Origin of the sequence: Paenibacillus gyeongsangnamensis, assembly GCF_027533625.1 — a bacterium.
In the GTDB taxonomy this organism is placed as follows: domain Bacteria; phylum Bacillota; class Bacilli; order Paenibacillales; family NBRC-103111; genus Paenibacillus_G; species Paenibacillus_G gyeongsangnamensis.
The window spans coordinates 290,792-310,469 of the sequence record NZ_JAQAGZ010000003.1; the positions used below are offsets into that span (position 1 = coordinate 290,792).

Here is a 19,678-nt window from a genome sequence, read left to right on the forward strand (position 1 = left end):
GGCGGTCGTTATTGCGAACGACGGCGGCACCTGCGGTCATCGGTCAAGTTCTCAAGGCATATGCTGTAGTTAGGTGAATGCCCTGAATTCTTGTATCCGTGGGCAAGCGGGAGGAGAGCATGACGAATTCGGTTTCGTTCTCGGCGTCGGCTACATTCGAGCATACATTTTGGCTGCAGGTGCTGGGCGACCACGCCCGCTTTATCCGCGATGCATTGCACGTGCAGGAGCGGGAGGAGACGGCGCGCGCGATGGGCTTCGTCGAGCGAATGGATTCACTTCTGGGGCGGGCGAGAACCTCCATGTCCGACCCCGAGCTGATCCGATTGTCACAGGAGGCTTATGAACGGACGCTGGAGCTTCGTTCCTTTAAGCTGCATTTGCTGCGACGCCATTTGACAGAGGGAGTCGGCCTGCGGCTGCCTCCGTCGTTTCTTAGCCATATGGTCAATGAGCTGGAAGAATATTTGAGAGTGCTTGGAAGCCTGCGGACGGGGCAGCCGGCGCCGGCGTACGATGCCGTGCATCATCATGTCGTGTGGCTTCAGGATGCTTACGGGCACGCCAGCTCCATTATCGCGGAGCTGGACATGTCGGAGAAACGATTGATGGAGCTGGGCCAGACGTTCGACCTGCATTTTCGCGATTTCTTCGTGAAGGCCGTGGAGCTTGCGGGCTATCTTCGAACGCATTTGAAGGACTTCTCCGCCCTGGAACGGTTCAATAAAGAAGTGGAGCTTGAGATGGTGCTTTTTCAACAGTTCTTGCGGGAGCTGGGGGAGCATCGGATGACGAAGGAAACGCTCGGAACGCTGTCCCCTCTCATGGCCGACCATATGGCCCGGGAAGAGTGCTATTATTTAACAAAGCTGTCCCATGTATCGAAGCTCGCTGCGCCGAGCTGCGATCCTGCCCGGGAACGGAAAGAATAAAGTTATTAAATTCAAATAAAGTCTAATGTAAAAAACTTAGGTTAGAATGATAAATTCTATCCTAAGTTTTTTGTATTTATTGAGGAAATTTTTGAACCGGATGGTGCTTCGGTTTGAATTCGGTCGGCGACTGGCCAGTCCAACGCCGGAACTGCCGGGAGAAATGGCTCGCGGAATGAAAGCCGAGCTTCTCCGCAATATCCGCCATCGGCAAGTTTGTCGTGACGAGCAGCTATTTGGCCAGGTTCAGCTTTTGCCGGCTGACATACTGCCTCGGAGAAAGTCCGTACACTTTGGAAAAGAGCTTGCTGCATTGGCTGCGGCTCAGGTTCAGTTCTTTGGCGACGCTGGCAACGGAGGCTTCCTCGCATAGATCCATTGACAGCTTCTCTTCAATGGCGTGGGCGACATCGGCGGCGAAAAGCGAGGCTTCTTTGCCGGGCGGCGGCGTTGTTGGGCTTGGCGCCGCGTCGTTGCGCAGCAGCTCGAGCACGTCGTGCACGATGAGCAGCGTATATGACTGCAGCAGCAGCTTATCCTCGAAGCGCAGAAGGGGCTGCTCCGATAGAGCGGACCCTTCCTCCGTCCGGTTGCGCTGCATAATCGCTTCGAGCTCGCCGACATAGAAACGCAGCTTGCTTTGTTCCGCTTCCTGACGTAGGATGTGTCGATAAGGAGCAGCGGAAAGCAAACTGCGAATTTCGGCGTCGTCCAGATCGAAATGCACGTTAAAGTAACCGTAATGCATGCCGGCAACATTCGAGGACTGGTGCCGCACGCCGGCTTTGATCAAAAGCCAGTCGCCTTCGCGAATCGTCATCGATTCGCGGTTCATTTCTTGCACGACTTCGCCTTCCGAGCAGTATAGCAGTTCAAACAGATGGTGATGATGTCTCGGATAATGCCACCCCGGGGGCTGTAAACCGAAATGGCAGCCGACGACCTGCAGCGTGTTCACAACGTTGGGGTAACGATACAAATCATCCATAGGCTGCTCCTTTGTTCGTTGATAAGAATTTATAAGTTTTTCGTGGGCTTATAGCTTCGCATCAACCTTGATAAACGCGCTGGTCCTTGTAAGACAAGGACGGCGTAGCCGTTTATCCTGGTTCGGTGATTGGATCTTCATCATATCACCGAATCGGCACATTTGGTATAGAAAATGCTCATTTTGGGGATTGAGCAATAGGTATATTTTCAGCGATGATGGCTGTAGTGAACAAATCCATGTACCGGAGGGGTCATCGTGGCTATTTTAGAAGCGAAAGACAAACAATTTCTATTGGATGGGAATGGCTTGCAAATCATTTCCGGAGCTATTCATTATTTTCGTATCGTACCCGAATACTGGGAGGATCGTTTGCTCAAGCTTAAAGCTTGCGGATTTAATACGGTGGAAACGTATATTCCTTGGAATTTGCACGAGCCCCGGGAAAACGTTTTTCATTTTGACGGATTTGCCGATGTGGAACGTTTTATCCGGATTGCCGGAGATTTGGGTCTGTATGTCATCGTGAGGCCGAGCCCGTACATTTGCGCGGAATGGGAATTTGGCGGGCTACCGGCATGGCTGTTGCAATATCCCGAGATGCGGCTTCGCTGCATGGATCCGGCTTTTTTAACGAAGGTCGACCGTTATTACGATACGCTGATCCCGCGCCTGACTCCTCTGTTAAGCACAAACGGGGGACCGATCCTTGCGATGCAAATTGAAAACGAGTACGGCAGCTACGGCAACGACACCGCTTACTTAACGTATTTGCGCGATGGACTTGTGAGGCGCGGCGTAGACGTATTGTTGTTTACTTCCGATGGCCCGGAAGACGGCATGCTGCAAGGCGGAACCCTCCCCGGAACACTTGCCACCGTTAACTTCGGATCTAAGCCGGAGGAAGCTTTTGATAAGTTTCGCCAGTATCGTTCCGAAGAACCGCTGGTCTGTATGGAATACTGGAACGGATGGTTCGATCATTGGTTGAAGCCTCACCATACGCGAGATGCGGGCGATGTCGCCGATGTGTTCGATCGCATGCTGCGCGCGGGAGCTTCGGTCAATTTCTATATGTTCCATGGCGGAACCAACTTCGGCTTCTATAACGGCGCGAATTTTCAAGAGAGGTATGAAGCGACGATCACCAGCTATGACTACGATTCGCCGTTGTCCGAATGCGGGGACATAACGGAGAAATATAAAGCCGTTCGCAGCGTCATTGCCGATTATTTTGGGATCCTAGTCGAAGACTTCCCTGAATGGCCGGCACCCATCGCAAAGAAAAGGTACGGCCGCATTGCCTTAACGGAAAAGGCGGATTTGCTCGAACGCTTGCCGCTTCTGTCCGAGCCTGTAAAGCGCGTTGCTCCGGAGCCTATGGAGAAACTCGGTCAAGATTACGGCTTCATCGTCTATTCGACGCACGTCTCCGGACCGCGCACCGGTGAAAAGCTCCAGCTTCAAGAAGTGCACGACCGGGCGCAAGTTTTCCTTGACGGCGTCTATCAAGGCACGGTAGAACGTTGGGATTCGCGGCCGCTTCCGCTGGACATTCCAGCCGGAGGCGCCAAGCTGGACATTCTGGTGGAGAATATGGGACGTGTCAACTACGGCCCGAAACTGAAGGATTATAAAGGCATTACAGAGGGGGTAAGACTGAATAATCAGTTCTTGTTTGATTGGACGATATATCCGCTCCCGTTGGATAACACGGCATCGATTCCGTTTGGTTCCGCTCCTAAAGAAAATGATGGAAATGAAGTTAATGACCGCCCTGCTTTCTATAGAGGTGAATTTACAGTGAAAGAGAAAGGCGATACGTTCGTCCGATTGGACGGCTGGTCGAAGGGCGTGGTCTGGATCAACGGCTTCAACTTAGGCCGTTACTGGGAAAAAGGACCGCAGCGAACGTTGTATTTGCCGGCTCCTTTACTTCGCGAAGGCAGCAATGAAATCATTGTGCTCGAATTGCATCATACGGAGAAGGCGGTAATCGAACTTACAGATACGTCGGATTTGGGCTGATTTGAGAACCGCATCGTTTATCGGCAAAGCCTTAGGCTCGAATGTTGAATTCGACCTAAGGTTTTTTGTCAGTTGATAAGACTTTATAAGTTTTCGAAGGCTTATAGCTTCGCATCAACCTTGATAAACGCGCTGGTCCTTGTAAGACAAGGACGGCGTAGCCGTTTATCTTGGTATGTATAGCGATGTCGAGACCAATATCCAACTGCCCGCAATATTTCTGTTGGAAATGTCAGGTAACCTGATTACAATGAAAATTAGACAAGCGAGAGAATGAGGAATTGTGAAATCGGTTTCAGTCGTGTACGGGGGTGTGGGTTCCTATTTGTGCCGAGTTTAAGGATGCCGGACAGGCAATCCGTCAAGGAGGAGCTATGAAACGGAAACGAAACGTTTATGGAAAGTATCTTTATTTATCCTTGGCGTTGATCCTGGCGCTTGCCTTGATCACCAGCTGTGAGTCGGGGCCGGACGGGAGGAAGGAGAAGGAGGTTGCAGCCAAACCGGCTGCGGCAACGCCATCCTCGGCGGGTGCCGGCGGCAGCGGGACGCCGCTTAAGCCGCTGAGCGGAGACGTCCTGTCCTTGACGGTCGAGCACCCGAAAATGAAAGCGGTTATTGGAGAACCCGCTATCCTGTCGCCGGGAGACGATTACCCGAGGATCAAGCTTAAACCGAAGGCTGAAGGGCATGGTTTCGGGAGCTGTTCTCTATGAAGACGGCAGTACGGCAGCGAAAATTCGGCCAAAAAAGCAGCTTCCGCTGAGGAAGTATCGCTGGAATTCCCCGGAAAGCCGCAGAAGCCGGGGCGATTTGACATCCGGCTAACCCTAGCCGTACCGGGCTATGCGGAGATGACGGACCATATTGCATTTACGGTTATGACACCGGAGCAGATGAGCAAGAATCCGGCGCAGGCCGTCTATCTCGATGACAAAGGCATGCTGAGGTATGTTCCGGACTACCGGGGCAACACCATTCCGGATTTCTCCAATGCGGGCTATATGGGCGGGGGCGTCAAGCTTCCGGAAGTACAGGTGAAGGTGACCGTGGAGCCGGGAGAAGGCGATGATACGGCCCGGATTCAAGCCGCCATCGATCAAGTCTCTAAGCTGAACGCGGATCAAGTCGGCCTTCGGGGAGCCGTGCTTTTGAAAGCGGGTGTCTACCGAATTGCCGGCTCGATTAAGATCAGCAGCAGCGGCGTCGTACTGCGCGGGGAAGGGCAAGGCGAAGACGGTACGGTGCTGATCGCCACCGGAACGTCCAAGAGGGCGCTTGTTCAGGTAGCTGGGAGCTCGGGCGCCAAGCAGCAAGCCTCCGACTCCCCTAGAACGATAACGGATGCGTACATGCCGGTGGGAGCCCGAAGCTTTCATGTGCAATCGGTTCAGGGGCTGAAGGAAGGGGACACAGTGCTTGTTCGAAAAATCAGCAACAAGGACTTTATCTCCTTTATTAAAATGGACCGGATCACCCCAAGGCCGGACAAACCGAGCGAAACGAAAATGTGGGAGCCGTTCAATCTCGATTTTGACCGGGTCATTACCAAGATTGAAGGCAATGAAATCACGGTCGATGCCCCGCTGACGGATGCGATCGACACCCATTGGGGCGGCGGGACCGTTATTAAATCATCGGATGCGGGGAGAATCGAAAAGGTCGGGATCGAAAACCTTCGCGGAGATACGAAGTATAACCCGAACGTTAAGAAAACCGGTAAGGGGAAGCCGTATCTTGCCGACGAGAATCATGCGAGTCATTTCATCACGTTGAACAATGTGAAGAATTCCTGGGTTAAAGACATTACGGCGGTACACTTCGCGATATACGCCGTCAGCATCGGCAAAGGCGCGAAATGGAATACGGTTCAGGATTCCAGAAATCTCGACATGATCAGCGTGCTGACCGGAGGCTTGAGATATCCATTTAACGTGGAAGGAGAGCTCAACCTGGTCCAGCGCGTATATTCCGAGACCGCCCGGCACGCCTTCGTTTTAGGATCGCAGGTAAAAGGGCCGAACGTGTTCCTGCAGGACGTCTCCGTTCAAAACCATGCCACGAGCGAGCCGCATCACCGTTGGTCCGTCGGAGGCCTGTTCGACAACGTGAGCGCGCCGATCGCCGTTCAGGACCGGCAGCATTACGGTACCGGACACGGCTGGGCGGGCGCGAATTATGTGCTGTGGAATACGAGCGGACAGGTCATCGCTCAGAAGCCGCCTACGGCGTCTACCTGGGTCATAGGTCATGTCGGTACCCGGAGCAAAGGGGCCTTCGAACCAAGGGATCCCGCGTTCTTTGCTTCCTTCGGCAAGCATGTGGAGCCGAGAAGCTTGTACCTGAAGCAGCTTGAGGATCGGCTTGGCCTCAAGGCGCTGGAAGCGATGGGATCGTACACATTCCACGATGTTTTGGATGATAGTGCACAAGACATCATGAGCGGAGATGACGGCAGCGACAGTTGACAGGCTAAGCCATAGCCTCAGATCCGATTCGGACCGCTCTATGATATATAAATATCATTGTATCTTTTAGGCAAGGAGAGGGGCTGTGTGCTACCCAATGTGGGATCGAAATGTTTTATACCGGACGCCGCAGACGACGCCTGCGGAAACCTACGGAGAAGCTAATGTGGAAGCGGTTTATTTGGAAGGACCCTCATACCGGGGGAAACCGACGAAAATCTATGCCTATTATGCCGTGTCGAAAGTGGACGGGGATGAGCGAGTCCCCGGAATCGTGCTGGTGCACGGGGGCGGGGGGACGGCGTTTGCCGAATGGGTCCGCATCTGGTCTGCGCGCGGATATGCGGCGATCGCCGTCGATCTGGAAGGACAACTGCCGCTTCCCAAAACGGAACAGGGCAGGCCGAGGCACGATTGGGCCGGACCGCAGCGGAAAGGGGAGTTCGCCGATTACGGGCTGCCGCTCAAGGAACAGTGGATGTACCACGCCGTCTCGGCCGTGATGCTGGCGAATTCGTTCCTCCGATCGATTGAGCGGGTCGACCCATCACGGATTGGACTTCACGGCATTTCCTGGGGAGGCATTGTCACCGGAATCGTATCCGGAACGGATGACCGGTTCGCCTTTGCCGTGCCTGTGTAAGGCTGCGGTTATTTGTTCGAGGCTGCAAATCAGTACGGCGATGCTTTCAAGCGTATGGGACCGGAGGACGCGGAACGCATTCGCGCGAACTGGGAACCATCGAGCCATTTACCCAAGGCTGAGGTGCCTATTTTGTGGGTGAATTCGACGGAGGACGCTCATTTTGACCTCAACATCTTCACCAAATCGTACCGGAGCACGGCAGGGGCTGCCGCACTGTGCATTCATCCCGGCATGCGGCATTCCCATGCGCACGGCTGGGCTCCGCGGGAGATTTATACGTTTGCAGACAGTATCGCTCAAGGGAGACCTCCGAAAAAGTGGGGTCCAGTTCTCGGAAATCACCAATTAATGGTATTTCTACGTCTAGATTCCCAAAACTAGGGTCCAATTCCTAGAGATTTATTGTTTTTTTCTCAGAAAATGGTCACGAGGGCAGACTTATCCCGTTGTCGTTTTTTAGTGATTAGCTTACTCATTCGTTTTATATTTGCTGCCATTGTACTGAGAAGTGAGTGGATCCATGTACGTTCCAAACCACGATACCTACTGCGTCGAAGTCCATGATTTCTCACCTTATCCGCATGTCGTCTTTCAATAAGCCAACGATTTTTGCTGGCTTCTTTGTAAGCTTCTGTTCGGTAGTGCTCACGTCCTTTTTCAAGCTCATGAAAGTATTCGCTGATGTAAACATATCTTAATGTCTTACTAGTCGTACATTGACTTCGAAGAGGACAATCTATACATTGGGATTTCGTGAAGGCAAAATCATAACCAGGGCGGCCTTGTTTTTCCTTATATCGGGTAGAAATCTTACCGGCAGGACAGGTAACAACCATACTCTCTTTATCAAACTGAAATTTCTCCGGGCCGAATAGACCTTGTGGGTTGGAACTTTTCATTACACTAATGTTGCCAGTGATTTGATTTTCATTTAGAAAACGCAGATTTTTTCCAAACCAATAGCCTTTGTCTGCCGATACTTCAGCAGGTTTGATACCATGATTCTCTTTGAATTGATTGACGAGATTCATAAGCTGATCTCCATCCTCGGCATTGGCTGGTGTGACTTTAACGGCTGTAATAATTTCGCTTTTCTCGTCCATCATGATGTGGTCTTTGTAACCTTGAATTTTACGCATGTCCGATTTATGACCTGTTCTGGCCTCTGGATCGACGACACTAATAAGACGATCCTTCGCATCCTCGTGGCGATCGGCAATGACTTTTTCCAACATAGCCAAAGCCGATTCGTTAGATTGATCTACAGAGAGTATTTGTTTTGCTTCAGTGACGAGTTCGTTGGACAACTCTAACACAAACGGAAGTTTTTCATCCCTTGTTTTTCCTCGGAGCTCAACCCATAGCTTCTCCATCTTTAGTTGAAATTGCTCTGCTTTCGTAGGGTCTTTAATTTGCAACTCCCGAACTACTCTTTCAAAAGCTTGACGAACAAGCGATAGCCAAGTAGGAATAGCTACATCCGCAATGATGTGGGTTGAATCGATAATGGCTCTTATCGGTTTCGATTCGATCAAGCCGTATTCAAGACATTGATCAATTAAGCGTTGAAAAATCTCTTTGAATTTATCCAGACCTACACGATTCACTCGAAAATAACTAATGGTCGAATCGTCCGGCACCTCATCATCGATGTTCAGCCCTAAAAACCAACGGTATGCTAAATTAACTCGAATATGTTCAATGACCTGCACATCTGACAACTCGTAAAGATATTCCAGAAGGCAAATTTTAAACATGAACTCCGGCTCTTCTGCGGGGCGTCCTCGTTCCGATGAATACCGATCTGCAAGCATGGGTCGGATAAATGAGAGGTCGACAGTATTAGCAATCTTTCGGAGTAGATGATCTTGGGGTACGGTCTTCTCGTAGTAATATTGGTCAAATCCAGATATTTGCTTGGAAATGTCTTTACGAAGCATCCCCATCTCCCCTTTAATAGTGTATCTATATTTTACCACATTACCACGTTAATTTGTTGAAATACACTTATGTTTTTGGGGTGTTTTTTCGGAGGTCTCCAAGGAGGAGTACCGCTGCTGCAAGCCGGGGAGCTTGTGTATGCAGGCTCGTCGGTCAGCTGCAGATGGGAAGGAGTCCGAGAGGTGGAGCGGGCGGAGCTGTGGTGGACCAACGGACGGTCCGGCCTGACGGCCGGCTGGCGGATGGAGCCTGCCGAAGTAAGCCGGGAGGAGCGGAGGGCATCGGTAGAGCTTCCTTCCGAAGCGGCTGCTTGCTTTCTTAATCTGATCGACGATCAGGGCTGCGTTGTTACGTCGGTAGGAGCCTCCATTTACAGTCCGTTGACCAGCAGGCCGCGATCGTAAAATCGGATAAAACACGGCGGCTTCACCGTCTTTTTAACGGAGGAACTGTATTCCCGATTATGGAACATATATTAACTAACCAATACCGGCCGAAGCGGCCATCCGCGCGGGTTCCAAGGATTTCGCTTTAAAGGCATTGGAATAAGGAGGATTTAACGATATAATAGAGGGCAGGGAATTATCATTCCAAGAAAAACTTTCACTCTCAAGAAAATGACAAGGAGTAATCAGAATGACTAAAACACTTATTTTCGGGCATAAAAACCCGGACACGGACACGATCTGTTCTGCCGTCGCTTACGCCGATCTGAAGAGTAAGCTGGGCTTCGAGGTTGAAGCTGTCCGCCTCGGCGCCGTAAGCGGAGAAACGCAATTCGCATTGGATCGCTTCAAGGCGGCGGCGCCGCGGCTTGTGGAGAATGTAGCCGATGAAGCGACCGAGGTCATTCTGGTCGACCACAACGAGCGCCAGCAAAGCGCGAACGACATCGATAAAGTGCGCGTGATGGAAGTTATCGACCATCACCGGATCGCGAATTTCGAAACCAGCCACCCGCTGTATTACCGCGCCGAGCCGGTAGGCTGCACAGCGACGATTTTAAATAAAATGTACAAAGAAAACGGCGTAGCCATCGAGCCGAGCATTGCCGGTCTGATGCTGTCCGCCATCATCTCCGACACGCTGCTGCTGAAATCGCCTACGTGCACGGAGCAGGACGTGGCCGCGGCCCGCGAGCTCGCCGAGATCGCCGGCGTGAATCTGGAGAGCTACGGATTGGACATGCTCAAAGCCGGAGCCGACCTGAGCGACAAAACGATCGCACAGCTCATTTCTCTTGACGCGAAGGAATTCTCCATGGGCAGCGCCAAAGTGGAAATCGCGCAAGTAAACGCGGTGGATCCTAACGACATTCTGTCCAAACAAGGCGAGCTGGAAGCGGCTCTTCAAGCGATTATCGACGAGAAAGGACTCGATCTGTTCGTCTTCGTCGTAACCGACATCTTGAACAACGATTCCGTTGCTCTTGCCCTCGGGAAAGCGGCGGATGCGGTTGAGAAGGCGTACAACGTTACCCTTGAGAACAACAAGGCCGTGCTGAAAGGCGTCGTATCGCGCAAATCGCAAATCGTGCCTGTGCTGACGGACATTTTTAACAAGCAATAGTCCCGCATAGCGGCAGCTCCCCCGGGAAACACTTCTAAAGTGGTCAAATTCCGGAAGGGAGGGTCAGCATGTCCCGCAATAACGCGAACAATAACGGCAAGAGGTCTCAGCCGGGGAATAACCGAGATTCGGAAGTGCCCGGATCGAATAACTCGAAGAAATAGTACAAAGATCCTTTACCTTGGCTGCAAGGTAAAGGATCTTATTTAGTTGATAAGAATTTATAAGTTTTTCGCAACTTATAGCTTCGCATCAACCTTGATAAACGCGCTGGTCCTTGTAAGACAAGGATGGCGTAGCCGTTTATCCTGGATAAGCGAGCTCGGGCACAAGGCCGAGCTCGCTTCGTTGTATTGGCGGCACCAGCCCCAAGTCTACTCCTCGCTTGTCCGGTTCCGGGGAGGGAGAGGTCCCAAATACTGAAACAAATGACATTCGATCCGGCCATTAAACAGCTTTCGGTTTTTGTCCGATTTGCGGCCCATGTAATGCTCTAGCTGTCTGCTGGGGCTGAGGATGAATGCGGACCAGGATGGAAGCTGGCTGTAGATCGAACCGAGCTGCCGGATGACGCGCTCGACTTCATCCCGTTCGCCCAGCCGCTCGCCGTAGGGCGGATTCGTGATGATGCAGCCGTAATCGCCGCGGGGGCGGATTTTGGCTACGGGAAGCACCTGGAGGTTAATTTCCTTGGACAGCCCCGCCGCCTTAAGGGCCGCCATTGCAACTTCGATCGCTTCTTTATCAATATCCGACCCGCTGATTTCGAGAGGGACATCGTCTTTGACAAGATCATAGGCTTCCTCGCGCGCCTGCTTCCAGAGCTCCTGCGGCACGAGCGGCCACGTCTCGGAGTTGAAGCTTCGCCGCAGGCCGGGCGCAAGATTCCATCCGATCATCGCGGCTTCGATCGGAATGGTGCCCGATCCGCAGAACGGGTCATAGAGCGGCCGCTCCGGCCGCCACCGGCTGAGCAGTACCATCGCGGCCGCCATCGTTTCCTTCAGCGGCGCCTCGGTCACAAGCTTCCGGTAACCCCGTTTGTGAAGACCGGGACCGGTAGTATCCAGCGTGATGGTGGCGATGTCGTTCAGCAGCGACACCTCGATCACATAGCGGCCGCCGGTCTCACGGAACCATTCCGCTCCGTACTGCTGCTTCATCTTTTCGACGACCGCTTTTTTTACGATACCTTGGCAAGCGGGCACGCTGGACAGCTGGGATTTATGAGAGCGGCCTTCCACCGGAAATTCGCCGTCCTCCGGAATCCAGTCCGGCCATGGCAGAGCCTTCACGCCTTCAAAGAGCTCGTCGAACGTCCGCGCGGGGAACGAGCCCATTTTTACAAGAATGCGGTCCGTCGTTCGGAGCCACAGGTTTGCCCGGCATATCGCCAGCGCATCGCCGATAAACGAGACGCGCCCGTTCTCCACGGTGACCTGTTCATACCCAAGCTCCCGCACTTCCCGTGCGACAATGGCTTCCAAGCCCATGGGGGCGGTTGCGATCAGTTCAATAGGGGTTAAATTCATTATCCGGTTCCACTCCATATCATCGGTGCTAAGCATGATTATCAAGAAATCGAAGGGCCTTGCGCCCGGTTGTACATTCCTTGGAAAAGCCATACAATAAATTAGTATAGGCGATTCCAAGCGATTATACAATCAAGGTCGCATTCAGGTAAAGGAGAGGATGAAGGTCAATGGAAGCAGGACAATCAGCCGAACAATATATGGAGGGCTTGTATCCGGAGGACGAACAGCTGAGCCGGGTATTGGAGGGCATCCGAGCACAGGACATGCCGCAAATTTCGATTGCGCCGGGCTACGGCCGCCTGCTGACGCTGCTGGTCAAGATGACCGGGGCCCGGCAGCTGCTGGAGATCGGAGCGCTGGGCGGGTACAGCGGCATCTGCTTGGCGCGGGGACTCGGGGAAGAAGGCAGACTCTTCTCTCTGGAGCTGAAGCAGGAGTACGCCGACCTCGCGCATCGGCATCTGCGGGAGGCGGGGCTCGGAGACCGGGTCGAATACCGCGTCGGCGAAGCGCTGCACAGCCTGGAGCAGTTGGAGCGCGAAGGCCGCAGGTTTGACTATTACTTTATCGATGCGGACAAAGGTAATTATCCGAACTACCTCGAATGGGCCATCCGGCTGGCGAATCCGGGCGCGCTGATTGTTGGGGATAACCTGCTGATGCGCGGCAAGACGCTGAACGCTTCCGAGCGGGGGAATGCCGTGACGAAGATGCGAGAGTTTAACGAGCGGATCGCATCGGATCCGCGCCTCGAAAGCGTGCTGTTGCCCGCCTATGACGGACTGGCGCTAGCACGCGTGAAATAAACAGGTCCATCAGCCTTGCGGTGCTGCCGCAGGGCTTTTTATTGTTTTTCCCGATTTCCGCCGTATGCGTCATCGCCGTACTGCTGACGCTGGCCGCGATCAAGCCCGGCCCGGCCCGGCCCGCGTAACGCAGCAGTGAACGTACACAGTAAAAAACCTTAGCCGAAGGGCTAAGGTTTTGTGGGTTGATAAGAATTTATAAGTTTTTCGAAACTTATAGCTTCGCATCAACCTTGATAAACGCGCTGGTCCTTGTAAGACAAGGACGGCGTAGCCGTTTATCCTGGTCAAGAAGCCTTCTTCCATTCTTTCTTGGAGCCTGAAGGAGTTGTGTCGGATTGCTGCTGCCGCGAATGGTCCTGATACACCACTTGCCGCCGGGATTCCCGGACCTCAAGCTGGCCGTAGTAAACGATCAGGAGCTCGGCGCACACCAGAATGAACAGCACTTTGCGTATGTTGATTTTGATCAACAAACTGCACCTCCACACACGAGGAGTCGTGTCAGGATAAGGCTTTCCGGTCTCCCGGGGAGCTGCGTTGTCCGCCGTAGAGTGATCTTCTCACCCACAGCGCGTTCAAGATCAGCAGGACGGAAGCGACGATAAAGATGCCGCGGATGCCGATCCACCCGGATACCGCTCCGCCGATGACCGGTCCCATCATATTGCCCAAGCTTAGCGCGCTGGAGTTGAAGCTGTAAGAGCGGCTCTCCATGCCGTCCGGTGTAAATTTGCGAATGAGTGTCTGAACGGAAGGCAGAAGTCCTCCCATGAATACCCCCAGCAGGAAGCGGGATGCGAACAGCTGCCATATGTTGTGAACCATCGCCTGGGGGATGAACGCAAGCGCGGCGCCGATGAGCGAGATGGCCAGCACCCGCTGCGAGCCCAGTTTATCGCCCAGCCGTCCGAGTAGCGGTGAGGCGATCATGTTCGAGAACCCGGTGACCGATCCGACCAAGCCGGCATAAAAGGCGAGCAGCTCCCCGCTGCCGTGCAGCTCCTGCACAAACAGAGGAATCAGCGGCATGGAGCTCAGAATGGCGAACTGGATGACGAAAGTTACCGAGTACAGGGAAGGCAGTTGCTTAATTTGGCTAAGCTCCTTGAAGCTGCTGAGGATCGACTTGGATGGCTGCTTCTGGGCCCGTGCCGCATCGAATGTATCTTTCACCAGAAAAGCGGCAAGCAGGGAAGCGACGAACAGCAGCCCGCCTGTAATATAGAAGATCGGGCGGAAGCCGATCCATTCCGCCAGCACCCCGCCGAAGAGCGGTCCCAGGATAGAGCCTGCAACGCCGCCGGATTGCAGCGTACCCATGGCGACACCCATCCTGTCCTTCGGCGTGCTGGCCGACATGAGCGCCACGGCTGCAGGCACGAAGCCCGAAATGACCCCGTTCAGCATCCGGAGCAGAAACAAATGCCATGGCGTAAACGCGAGTCCCATCAAGGTCATGACGATCGCCATGCCGAAGCCCGAGCGAAGCAGCATCACTTTCCGGCCGTACCGGTCGGCGAGACCTCCCCATATCGGTTGGAACAAGAAGGAGGTCACGAAATTCCCGGCAAAAATGACGCCTGCCCAGGTAGCTACCTGCTTCGGGTCGTGAATCCCCATCTCTTGGATGTACAGCGGCAGGAAGGGGACGATCATGGTCATGCCGCCCATGACGAGGAAATTTCCAAACCATAAAACAATTAAATTAATTCTCCAGCGTGCCAATAAGGGTTCCTTCTTTCCAACGGCAGCATAGCCGATGTTTCGTTTCTGAATATTTGCCGCCACCGTGTATCACGCCTAATCGTACCATAATTTACCCGAGACTACACTTCTTTTCTGCGGCGGAGCAGGCAATTATTGCTCAAGACCGGTCAGGATCTCATACCGGTAACGTTCCAGATTGGGAAGCCCGACGGCTTCGGCGATGCGTACGGCCGCCTCCGTATCGTACGGTACCCGAACGAGCTGGATCGCCAGAGGCGCCGGCTTCGGGCTGTCCGCCTTCCCTTCAAGAATCGCATAGTTGGCTTCGGGAATGCCGTCATAGGGTGCTCCCACGCTGCCGGTATTGAACAGGGTGAGTCCGCTGCGTTTCTTCGATTTCAGCGTCTGGAGATAGGCTGCGTGGATATCTCCATAACCTACGACATCCGGCTCTCCGCCGTCCGGAAACGTGCCGGTGGCCGGCGTGTTGGCAAACATCGATAGCTTGGCCCGCTTGTCCGCCTTGAACAGCACCCGGGTATAAACGCTCTCGGGGGAAGCATGGACGAGCCGGATGCGCCTGCCGCTCATCGTGATGTCGAAGGAGAAGGGAAGCTTCTGCAGGTAGTCCATTCTTTCGCTTCCGATCCGTTCCTGCTGCCAGAGCCCGGCCTCCTTGACTTGCGGCAGGGCAATCCCGTGATCCCAATTTCCTTGTACCGTCACCTCGCACGTCTCACGGATCCGATCGACCGCCTCACCGGGCTGCGGGCCTTTGCCGACGATATCTCCCAGACATACGATGCGCCTGATGCGGCGACTGCGGATGTCTCTAAGCACCGCTTCCAGAGCGGGCAGGTTGCCGTGAATATCTGATATGACTGCGATTTGGTCTCCCATGGCGTAACGGCCTCCTGTTCGTACCTTCAGCTTGCGCTTCAGCGTTCAATGTACGACATATTATAGCACAACCGGGCGGTCCGGCTCTTATCTAAACGGATCTTTAAGGAAGGAATGGGGAAGAAGGAAGGAACGGTAAGAGCGCGGATGGCCGAATTATTTCGGATTTGTGACGGGTACGGACGGACTCATGACCGGAACGGAAGCTTTTGGTATAATATAGGCCAATAAGCGTAAAGGAGTAGGTTACGATTCAATCGCGGTCCGACAAACATAAAGAACAAATGGAAAACAAGTTCCAAAAGACGCTATGGGTCAAAATCGGCGTGCTCACGCTCGTTACGGTAGGCTCGTTTGCCTATTTGCTTCAATCGCTCGAGCCTTCGAACGCCGGGAGCGCGGGAGAGAATAATCAACAGGCCGGCAAGGCGCCGGTCAAAGGAGTCGAGCTGCTGTCTACGGACGGCGCAGACAAGCAGAAGGAGCCGGCATCCCCGAATGCGGTCCCGAATGCCGCAGCAGCGAACGCCGACCGTGTCAATCTGGCTTTTGTCGGCGATGTCATGTTTTCGGATAACGTTGAAGGCATCCTGAAGCAGAACGGCTATGATTACCCTTATAAATTCGTAAAGCCCTATCTGGAAAAGGCGGATTTCGCCGTTGCCAATCTCGAGACCCCCATTACGGCCCGCGGCACGGCACAAGTGAAGGAGTACACCTACCGATCTTCCCCAGCGGCGCTCCCCAAGCTGAAGAAGGCGGGCGTGGGCCTCGTCAATTTGGCGAACAATCACAGCATGGACTTTGGGGAAGAAGGGCTGCTGGATACGATGGACAACCTGGATGCCCAAGGGATTCTCCGCGTCGGCGCCGGCCGCAATACGGAAGAAGCTTATAAATATGCCCTTGTGGAGAAGAACGGCTTCAAGATCGCGTTCCTCGGCTTCTCCCGTGTGATTCCGGATACGAGCTGGTATTCGGGCAAATCCAAACCGGGACTCGCAGAGACGTACAGCACGAAGCTGCCGCTTGAGGCGATCGACAAAGCGAAAGCGGATGCTGATATGGTGGTCGTCATTGCCCATTGGGGGGAAGAGCGCAAGGATGTGCCGGGCCGGGAGCAGACGCGGCTCGCGCACCTCTATATCGACGAGGGCGCGGATTTGGTCGTTGCCAGCCATCCGCACGTGCTGCAAGGGTTCGAGCAGTATAAGGGCAAATGGATTGCATACAGCCTCGGCAATTTCATCTTTACGACGAACGATATTCCGGCTACGTGGGAGAGCATGATCTTGCAGGCTTCCTGTACGAAGCAAAAAGCGTGCGATCTGAGCGTCGTTCCGATCGTGACCAAGGGCGCGCAGCCTGTGCGGATGCCGGATGAGGACGCGCCGAAGCTGTTCTCAAAGCTGAGCCGCATCTCTTACAACGCCGATGTGGACAAAGACGGCAAGGTGACGGTCGGTCCGGAGCGGCCGTTCCAGCAGGACGCCCAGGAACCGCTGAAGGCGGTCCCTCCGGTGACGGATAAGAAACCGGCCAGCGGCATCACAGCTTCCCCCGGCGGCAAAGGGACGGGGACGAGCCCGGCAAAAGATAAGAACGGTACAGACGCGGCGAAGGATAAGAAAACCGGCGAAGCGTCCGGCAAGGAGAAGACTCCGGCGAGCGGGAACGGGTCGGCCAAGCCTCCTGCCGATGGCGCGAAGAAGAGCGAGACTTCGGCGGGCTCCAAGACGCACGAGAAGACCGCAGATCCGGCGAAGAAGAACGGAGAAGCGCCTTAATGCAGCCTCTGCCCGGTGCCCGGCAAGGTTTCATGAAATGAACTGCCGCCGATTCGGCGCGGATGGATTTTCATGAAATCGCGCAGGATATAGGCGGAGGTGATTCGAGTCATGGATGAGCAAAAGGAAAAGGTGTCCTCGGTCGATCCGGAAACCGGGGAAACGAAGGAAGTGACGCTGGTCCTCGATCATGACGGACATAGCGGCGGAATGAAATATTCGGTGGAGCAGGAACCAGACGAATCAAACGAGCAATAACCGTTAATTTTCCCGGCTGGGACGAATCGTTCCCAGCCGGTTTTTCGTGTTGAGTATACGCTGGTCCCGGCGTATAATGAGGCTCAGGCAGACGTACGGCCGAGTTCAACGTAAAGGAACGAAATGCGCTATGATCGATACGATGATTCGCAATATTTACTGCGTAGGCCGGAACTATGGTCTTCATGCGGCGGAGCTTGGCAACGAAGTGCCGGAGGAGCCGATGATTTTCACGAAGCCGACCCATGCGCTCACGAAGGCGGACGGAGGCGAGATCGCGCTGCCGGGAGGAAGCGGGGAGCTTCATTACGAAGCGGAGCTAGTGATTCACATCGGGCGTGACTATAAGCAAGGCTTGTCGGTGGACGAACTGGTGGACCGGATGGCGCTCGGTATTGATTTTACCCTTCGCGACGTTCAGTCCGCCATTAAGAAGAAGGGAACCCCTTGGCTGCCGGCCAAAGGCTTCAAGAACTCGGCTGCGCTCGGACCTTGGCATGCGTTTCCGGGCTTCGATCGGCTGAAGCAGGTGGAGTACACGCTGGTGAAGAACGGGGAAGAAGTGCAGCGGGGCAACCTGAACGATATGATCTTCAATCTTCAGGTAATCGTCGATTATATTGCGGACCGCTACGGCTTGGGGGAAGGCGATATCATCTATACCGGAACTCCTGCCGGCGTAGCGGCCGTGAAGGACGGCGACCGTTACGAGCTGCTGTGGGGCGAAGAGGCGTTCGGCGCTTTCACCGCGAAGCTCGTATAAACGATGAGGAACAGGAGAGGCGTGTACCGGAAGAATCCGATGCACGCCTCTTGAAGTTACTTATCCGCTTTCGCTTCCTCAAGCGCAAGGTCGGAGTATTCGTCTCTTACTTTGAATATCGCAGTCAGCTGCTCCATAAACGCATCCACGACGTTAGGATCAAAATGCTGGCCTCGTTCTTCCTTGAACAGGTTAAGAATTCGCTCCAGGTCCCACGCCGGCTTGTAGACCCGTTCGCTGCCGAGCGCGTCGAATACGTCTGCAATGGCCGTGATTCTGCCGTAGATATGGATCTCTTCCCCCTGCAAGCCTCTCGGATAGCCTCGTCCGTTCCATTTCTCATGATGCTCGTAGGCTACGATAGCGGCCGTTTGGAGAATGCGGCGCTTAGAATTTTTCAGCAGATTGTACCCGATCATCGTGTGGGACTTCATGATATCGAACTCTTCGTCAGTCAGCTTGCCCGGCTTCTTCAGCACGTCGTCGGGAATCGCGACCTTGCCGATATCGTGCATCGGAGAGGCGATCTTCAGCAGCTCCGCCTCCTCCTTGCTCATTCCGAGTCCAAGGGCTAGGATGTAGGAGTATTCGGCCACCCGCTTCACGTGGTTGCCGGTTTCCTTGGAACGGCTCTCGCCGATTTCGCCCATGGTAAAAATAATTTCCTTCTGCGTCTCTTCAATCTCGCTCGTCAAGAGCGCGGATTCCAGCGATTTGCCCGCGTAGGAGGCGGCAAGCGTCAAATGATCGAGGTCCTTCTGCGAGAACTGTCCGGTCTCCGTCAGCTTATTGATCGCTTGGTACGCTCCCATGATCTCGCCTTCGTTGTTGCGGAACGGGATGACCATCAAGGACTTCGTCCGGTATCCTGTCTTCCGGTCGGTGGCGATGGCGCCGCTCTGAAGCACATCTCTGAACGGCACATTCGTGTAGGCATCATCGATGAAAATCGGCTCGCCCGTCATTACGGCATGTCCCACGAGTCCGGCCGTGCTGGGCAGGCGAAGCGGCGGAACGCCATGAGCTACGGTGGAATACAGCTCCTTCTTATGCCGGTCGAGCAGCCATACCGTACAGCGGTCCGAGACGATCATCTCGCGGCCCATGTCGGCCATAAGCATCAGCAGATTATCCAGCCGGCGTTCGTTGGCGATCTTGGCCGCATAGTCGAAGATGACGCGCAGCATCTCCTGCGGGTCGAGGTCCTGCTTCACCTTTACCTCTTGGATTTCATGGGATTCGTACACGATATTCCTCCCCCGGAATCATCCGTTTCAAACTCTATTGAAATCATATTATAATGGCAGTAGTCTGTAAATAAAGTTTTGTCGAATTTTTCCTGAAAAT

At 54.0% G+C, this 19,678-nt stretch carries 20 protein-coding genes; 12 read left to right on the forward strand and 8 right to left on the reverse strand.

Going from position 1 to position 19,678, the window contains the following annotated elements; genetic code table 11:
• The first annotated feature begins 119 nt into the window (after positions 1-119).
• Positions 120-932, forward strand: coding sequence for a DUF2935 domain-containing protein (locus O9H85_RS06250; RefSeq protein ID WP_269880423.1), 813 nt, complete (start codon positions 120-122; stop codon positions 930-932).
• 76 nt (positions 933-1,008) lie between these two features.
• On the opposite strand, the gene O9H85_RS06255 is transcribed toward O9H85_RS06250, so the two are convergent.
• Together O9H85_RS06255 and O9H85_RS06260 are read right to left on the reverse strand one after the other, a co-directional pair.
• The gene (locus tag O9H85_RS06255) at positions 1,009-1,164 is read right to left on the reverse strand and encodes an AraC family transcriptional regulator (RefSeq protein ID WP_269880538.1); all 156 of its coding nucleotides are present in this window, start codon (positions 1,162-1,164) and stop codon (positions 1,009-1,011) included.
• Positions 1,165-1,920: an AraC family ligand binding domain-containing protein gene (locus tag O9H85_RS06260; protein WP_269880424.1), complete on the reverse strand. Its 756-nt coding sequence runs from the start codon at positions 1,918-1,920 to the stop codon at positions 1,165-1,167. It lies immediately after the preceding gene.
• 258 nt (positions 1,921-2,178) lie between these two features.
• On the opposite strand from O9H85_RS06260, the gene O9H85_RS06265 reads away from it, so the two are divergent.
• The 5 genes from O9H85_RS06265 (at position 2,179) to O9H85_RS06285 (ending at position 7,443) form a co-directional block, all read left to right on the forward strand.
• Entirely contained in the window at positions 2,179-3,948 is a 1,770-nt protein-coding gene (locus O9H85_RS06265; protein WP_409348112.1) for a glycoside hydrolase family 35 protein, read from the forward strand.
• Positions 3,949-4,322: 374 nt separating this feature from the next.
• Complete coding sequence (locus O9H85_RS06270; RefSeq protein ID WP_269880425.1) at positions 4,323-4,664, forward strand: hypothetical protein; 342 nt, start codon at positions 4,323-4,325, stop codon at positions 4,662-4,664.
• A 138-nt stretch (positions 4,665-4,802) separates the two neighbouring features.
• A complete protein-coding gene (locus O9H85_RS06275) occupies positions 4,803-6,416 on the forward strand; it encodes a pectate lyase family protein (protein WP_269880426.1) in 1,614 nt (537 codons plus the stop codon).
• Between the two features lie 97 nt (positions 6,417-6,513).
• Entirely contained in the window at positions 6,514-7,059 is a 546-nt protein-coding gene (locus O9H85_RS06280; RefSeq protein WP_269880427.1) for an acetylxylan esterase, read from the forward strand.
• Positions 7,060-7,071: 12 nt separating this feature from the next.
• A complete protein-coding gene (locus O9H85_RS06285) occupies positions 7,072-7,443 on the forward strand; it encodes a PhoPQ-activated protein PqaA family protein (protein ID WP_269880428.1) in 372 nt (123 codons plus the stop codon).
• A 32-nt stretch (positions 7,444-7,475) separates the two neighbouring features.
• Here O9H85_RS06285 and O9H85_RS06290 read toward each other — a convergent pair whose 3' ends face one another.
• Positions 7,476-9,002 (reverse strand): IS1182 family transposase, encoded by a 1,527-nt coding sequence (locus tag O9H85_RS06290; RefSeq protein ID WP_269880429.1) that lies wholly within the window; start codon positions 9,000-9,002, stop codon positions 7,476-7,478.
• A gap of 69 nt (positions 9,003-9,071) precedes the next feature.
• Between O9H85_RS06290 and O9H85_RS06295 the strand changes: the two genes are divergently transcribed.
• Positions 9,072-9,407 (forward strand): hypothetical protein, encoded by a 336-nt coding sequence (locus tag O9H85_RS06295; RefSeq protein WP_269880430.1) that lies wholly within the window; start codon positions 9,072-9,074, stop codon positions 9,405-9,407.
• A 232-nt stretch (positions 9,408-9,639) separates the two neighbouring features.
• A complete protein-coding gene (locus O9H85_RS06300) occupies positions 9,640-10,572 on the forward strand; it encodes a manganese-dependent inorganic pyrophosphatase (RefSeq protein WP_269880431.1) in 933 nt (310 codons plus the stop codon).
• A gap of 374 nt (positions 10,573-10,946) precedes the next feature.
• Here the strand turns inward: O9H85_RS06300 and O9H85_RS06305 are convergent, their stop codons facing one another.
• Entirely contained in the window at positions 10,947-12,104 is a 1,158-nt protein-coding gene (locus tag O9H85_RS06305; RefSeq protein WP_269880432.1) for a THUMP domain-containing class I SAM-dependent RNA methyltransferase, read from the reverse strand.
• A 170-nt stretch (positions 12,105-12,274) separates the two neighbouring features.
• Here O9H85_RS06305 and O9H85_RS06310 point away from each other — a divergent pair, with 170 nt between their 5' ends.
• A complete protein-coding gene (locus O9H85_RS06310) occupies positions 12,275-12,913 on the forward strand; it encodes an O-methyltransferase (protein ID WP_269880433.1) in 639 nt (212 codons plus the stop codon).
• Positions 12,914-13,200: 287 nt separating this feature from the next.
• Here the strand turns inward: O9H85_RS06310 and O9H85_RS06315 are convergent, their stop codons facing one another.
• The 3 genes from O9H85_RS06315 to O9H85_RS06325 form a co-directional block, all read right to left on the reverse strand.
• Complete coding sequence (locus O9H85_RS06315; protein ID WP_269880434.1) at positions 13,201-13,386, reverse strand: hypothetical protein; 186 nt, start codon at positions 13,384-13,386, stop codon at positions 13,201-13,203.
• Positions 13,387-13,417: 31 nt separating this feature from the next.
• Positions 13,418-14,641 carry an MFS transporter gene (locus tag O9H85_RS06320; protein WP_269880435.1) on the reverse strand — a complete coding sequence of 408 codons (1,224 nt, stop codon included), beginning with the start codon at positions 14,639-14,641 and terminating at the stop codon, positions 13,418-13,420.
• A gap of 132 nt (positions 14,642-14,773) precedes the next feature.
• Positions 14,774-15,523: a metallophosphoesterase family protein gene (locus O9H85_RS06325; protein WP_269880436.1), complete on the reverse strand. Its 750-nt coding sequence runs from the start codon at positions 15,521-15,523 to the stop codon at positions 14,774-14,776.
• A 284-nt stretch (positions 15,524-15,807) separates the two neighbouring features.
• Between O9H85_RS06325 and O9H85_RS06330 the strand changes: the two genes are divergently transcribed.
• From O9H85_RS06330 to O9H85_RS06340, 3 genes are all read left to right on the forward strand, one after another.
• Positions 15,808-17,310 carry a CapA family protein gene (locus tag O9H85_RS06330; protein WP_269880437.1) on the forward strand — a complete coding sequence of 501 codons (1,503 nt, stop codon included), beginning with the start codon at positions 15,808-15,810 and terminating at the stop codon, positions 17,308-17,310.
• Between the two features lie 111 nt (positions 17,311-17,421).
• A complete protein-coding gene (locus O9H85_RS06335) occupies positions 17,422-17,568 on the forward strand; it encodes a hypothetical protein (protein WP_269880438.1) in 147 nt (48 codons plus the stop codon).
• A 133-nt stretch (positions 17,569-17,701) separates the two neighbouring features.
• Positions 17,702-18,331, forward strand: a complete 630-nt coding sequence (locus O9H85_RS06340) for a fumarylacetoacetate hydrolase family protein (protein WP_269880540.1) — start codon at positions 17,702-17,704, stop codon at positions 18,329-18,331.
• A 56-nt stretch (positions 18,332-18,387) separates the two neighbouring features.
• On the opposite strand, the gene O9H85_RS06345 is transcribed toward O9H85_RS06340, so the two are convergent.
• Entirely contained in the window at positions 18,388-19,578 is a 1,191-nt protein-coding gene (locus O9H85_RS06345) for an HD domain-containing phosphohydrolase (RefSeq protein WP_269880439.1), read from the reverse strand.
• Between the last annotated feature and the right edge of the window lie 100 nt (positions 19,579-19,678).

What these genes read in the sequence shown, in the direction of transcription:
- O9H85_RS06280 (WP_269880427.1), top strand. Translation starts at nt 6,514, where the DNA reads ATGTGGGATCGAAATGTTTTATACCGGACGCCGCAGACGACGCCTGCG.
- O9H85_RS06335 (WP_269880438.1), top strand. Translation starts at nt 17,422, where the DNA reads ATGGATGAGCAAAAGGAAAAGGTGTCCTCGGTCGATCCGGAAACCGGG.
- O9H85_RS06250 (WP_269880423.1), top strand. Translation starts at nt 120, where the DNA reads ATGACGAATTCGGTTTCGTTCTCGGCGTCGGCTACATTCGAGCATACA.
- O9H85_RS06260 (WP_269880424.1), bottom strand. Translation starts at nt 1,920, where the DNA reads ATGGATGATTTGTATCGTTACCCCAACGTTGTGAACACGCTGCAGGTC.
- O9H85_RS06325 (WP_269880436.1), bottom strand. Translation starts at nt 15,523, where the DNA reads ATGGGAGACCAAATCGCAGTCATATCAGATATTCACGGCAACCTGCCC.
- O9H85_RS06290 (WP_269880429.1), bottom strand. Translation starts at nt 9,002, where the DNA reads ATGCTTCGTAAAGACATTTCCAAGCAAATATCTGGATTTGACCAATAT.
- O9H85_RS06275 (WP_269880426.1), top strand. Translation starts at nt 4,803, where the DNA reads ATGACGGACCATATTGCATTTACGGTTATGACACCGGAGCAGATGAGC.
- O9H85_RS06295 (WP_269880430.1), top strand. Translation starts at nt 9,072, where the DNA reads ATGTTTTTGGGGTGTTTTTTCGGAGGTCTCCAAGGAGGAGTACCGCTG.
- O9H85_RS06330 (WP_269880437.1), top strand. Translation starts at nt 15,808, where the DNA reads ATGGAAAACAAGTTCCAAAAGACGCTATGGGTCAAAATCGGCGTGCTC.
- O9H85_RS06310 (WP_269880433.1), top strand. Translation starts at nt 12,275, where the DNA reads ATGGAAGCAGGACAATCAGCCGAACAATATATGGAGGGCTTGTATCCG.
- O9H85_RS06305 (WP_269880432.1), bottom strand. Translation starts at nt 12,104, where the DNA reads ATGAATTTAACCCCTATTGAACTGATCGCAACCGCCCCCATGGGCTTG.
- O9H85_RS06270 (WP_269880425.1), top strand. Translation starts at nt 4,323, where the DNA reads ATGAAACGGAAACGAAACGTTTATGGAAAGTATCTTTATTTATCCTTG.
- O9H85_RS06300 (WP_269880431.1), top strand. Translation starts at nt 9,640, where the DNA reads ATGACTAAAACACTTATTTTCGGGCATAAAAACCCGGACACGGACACG.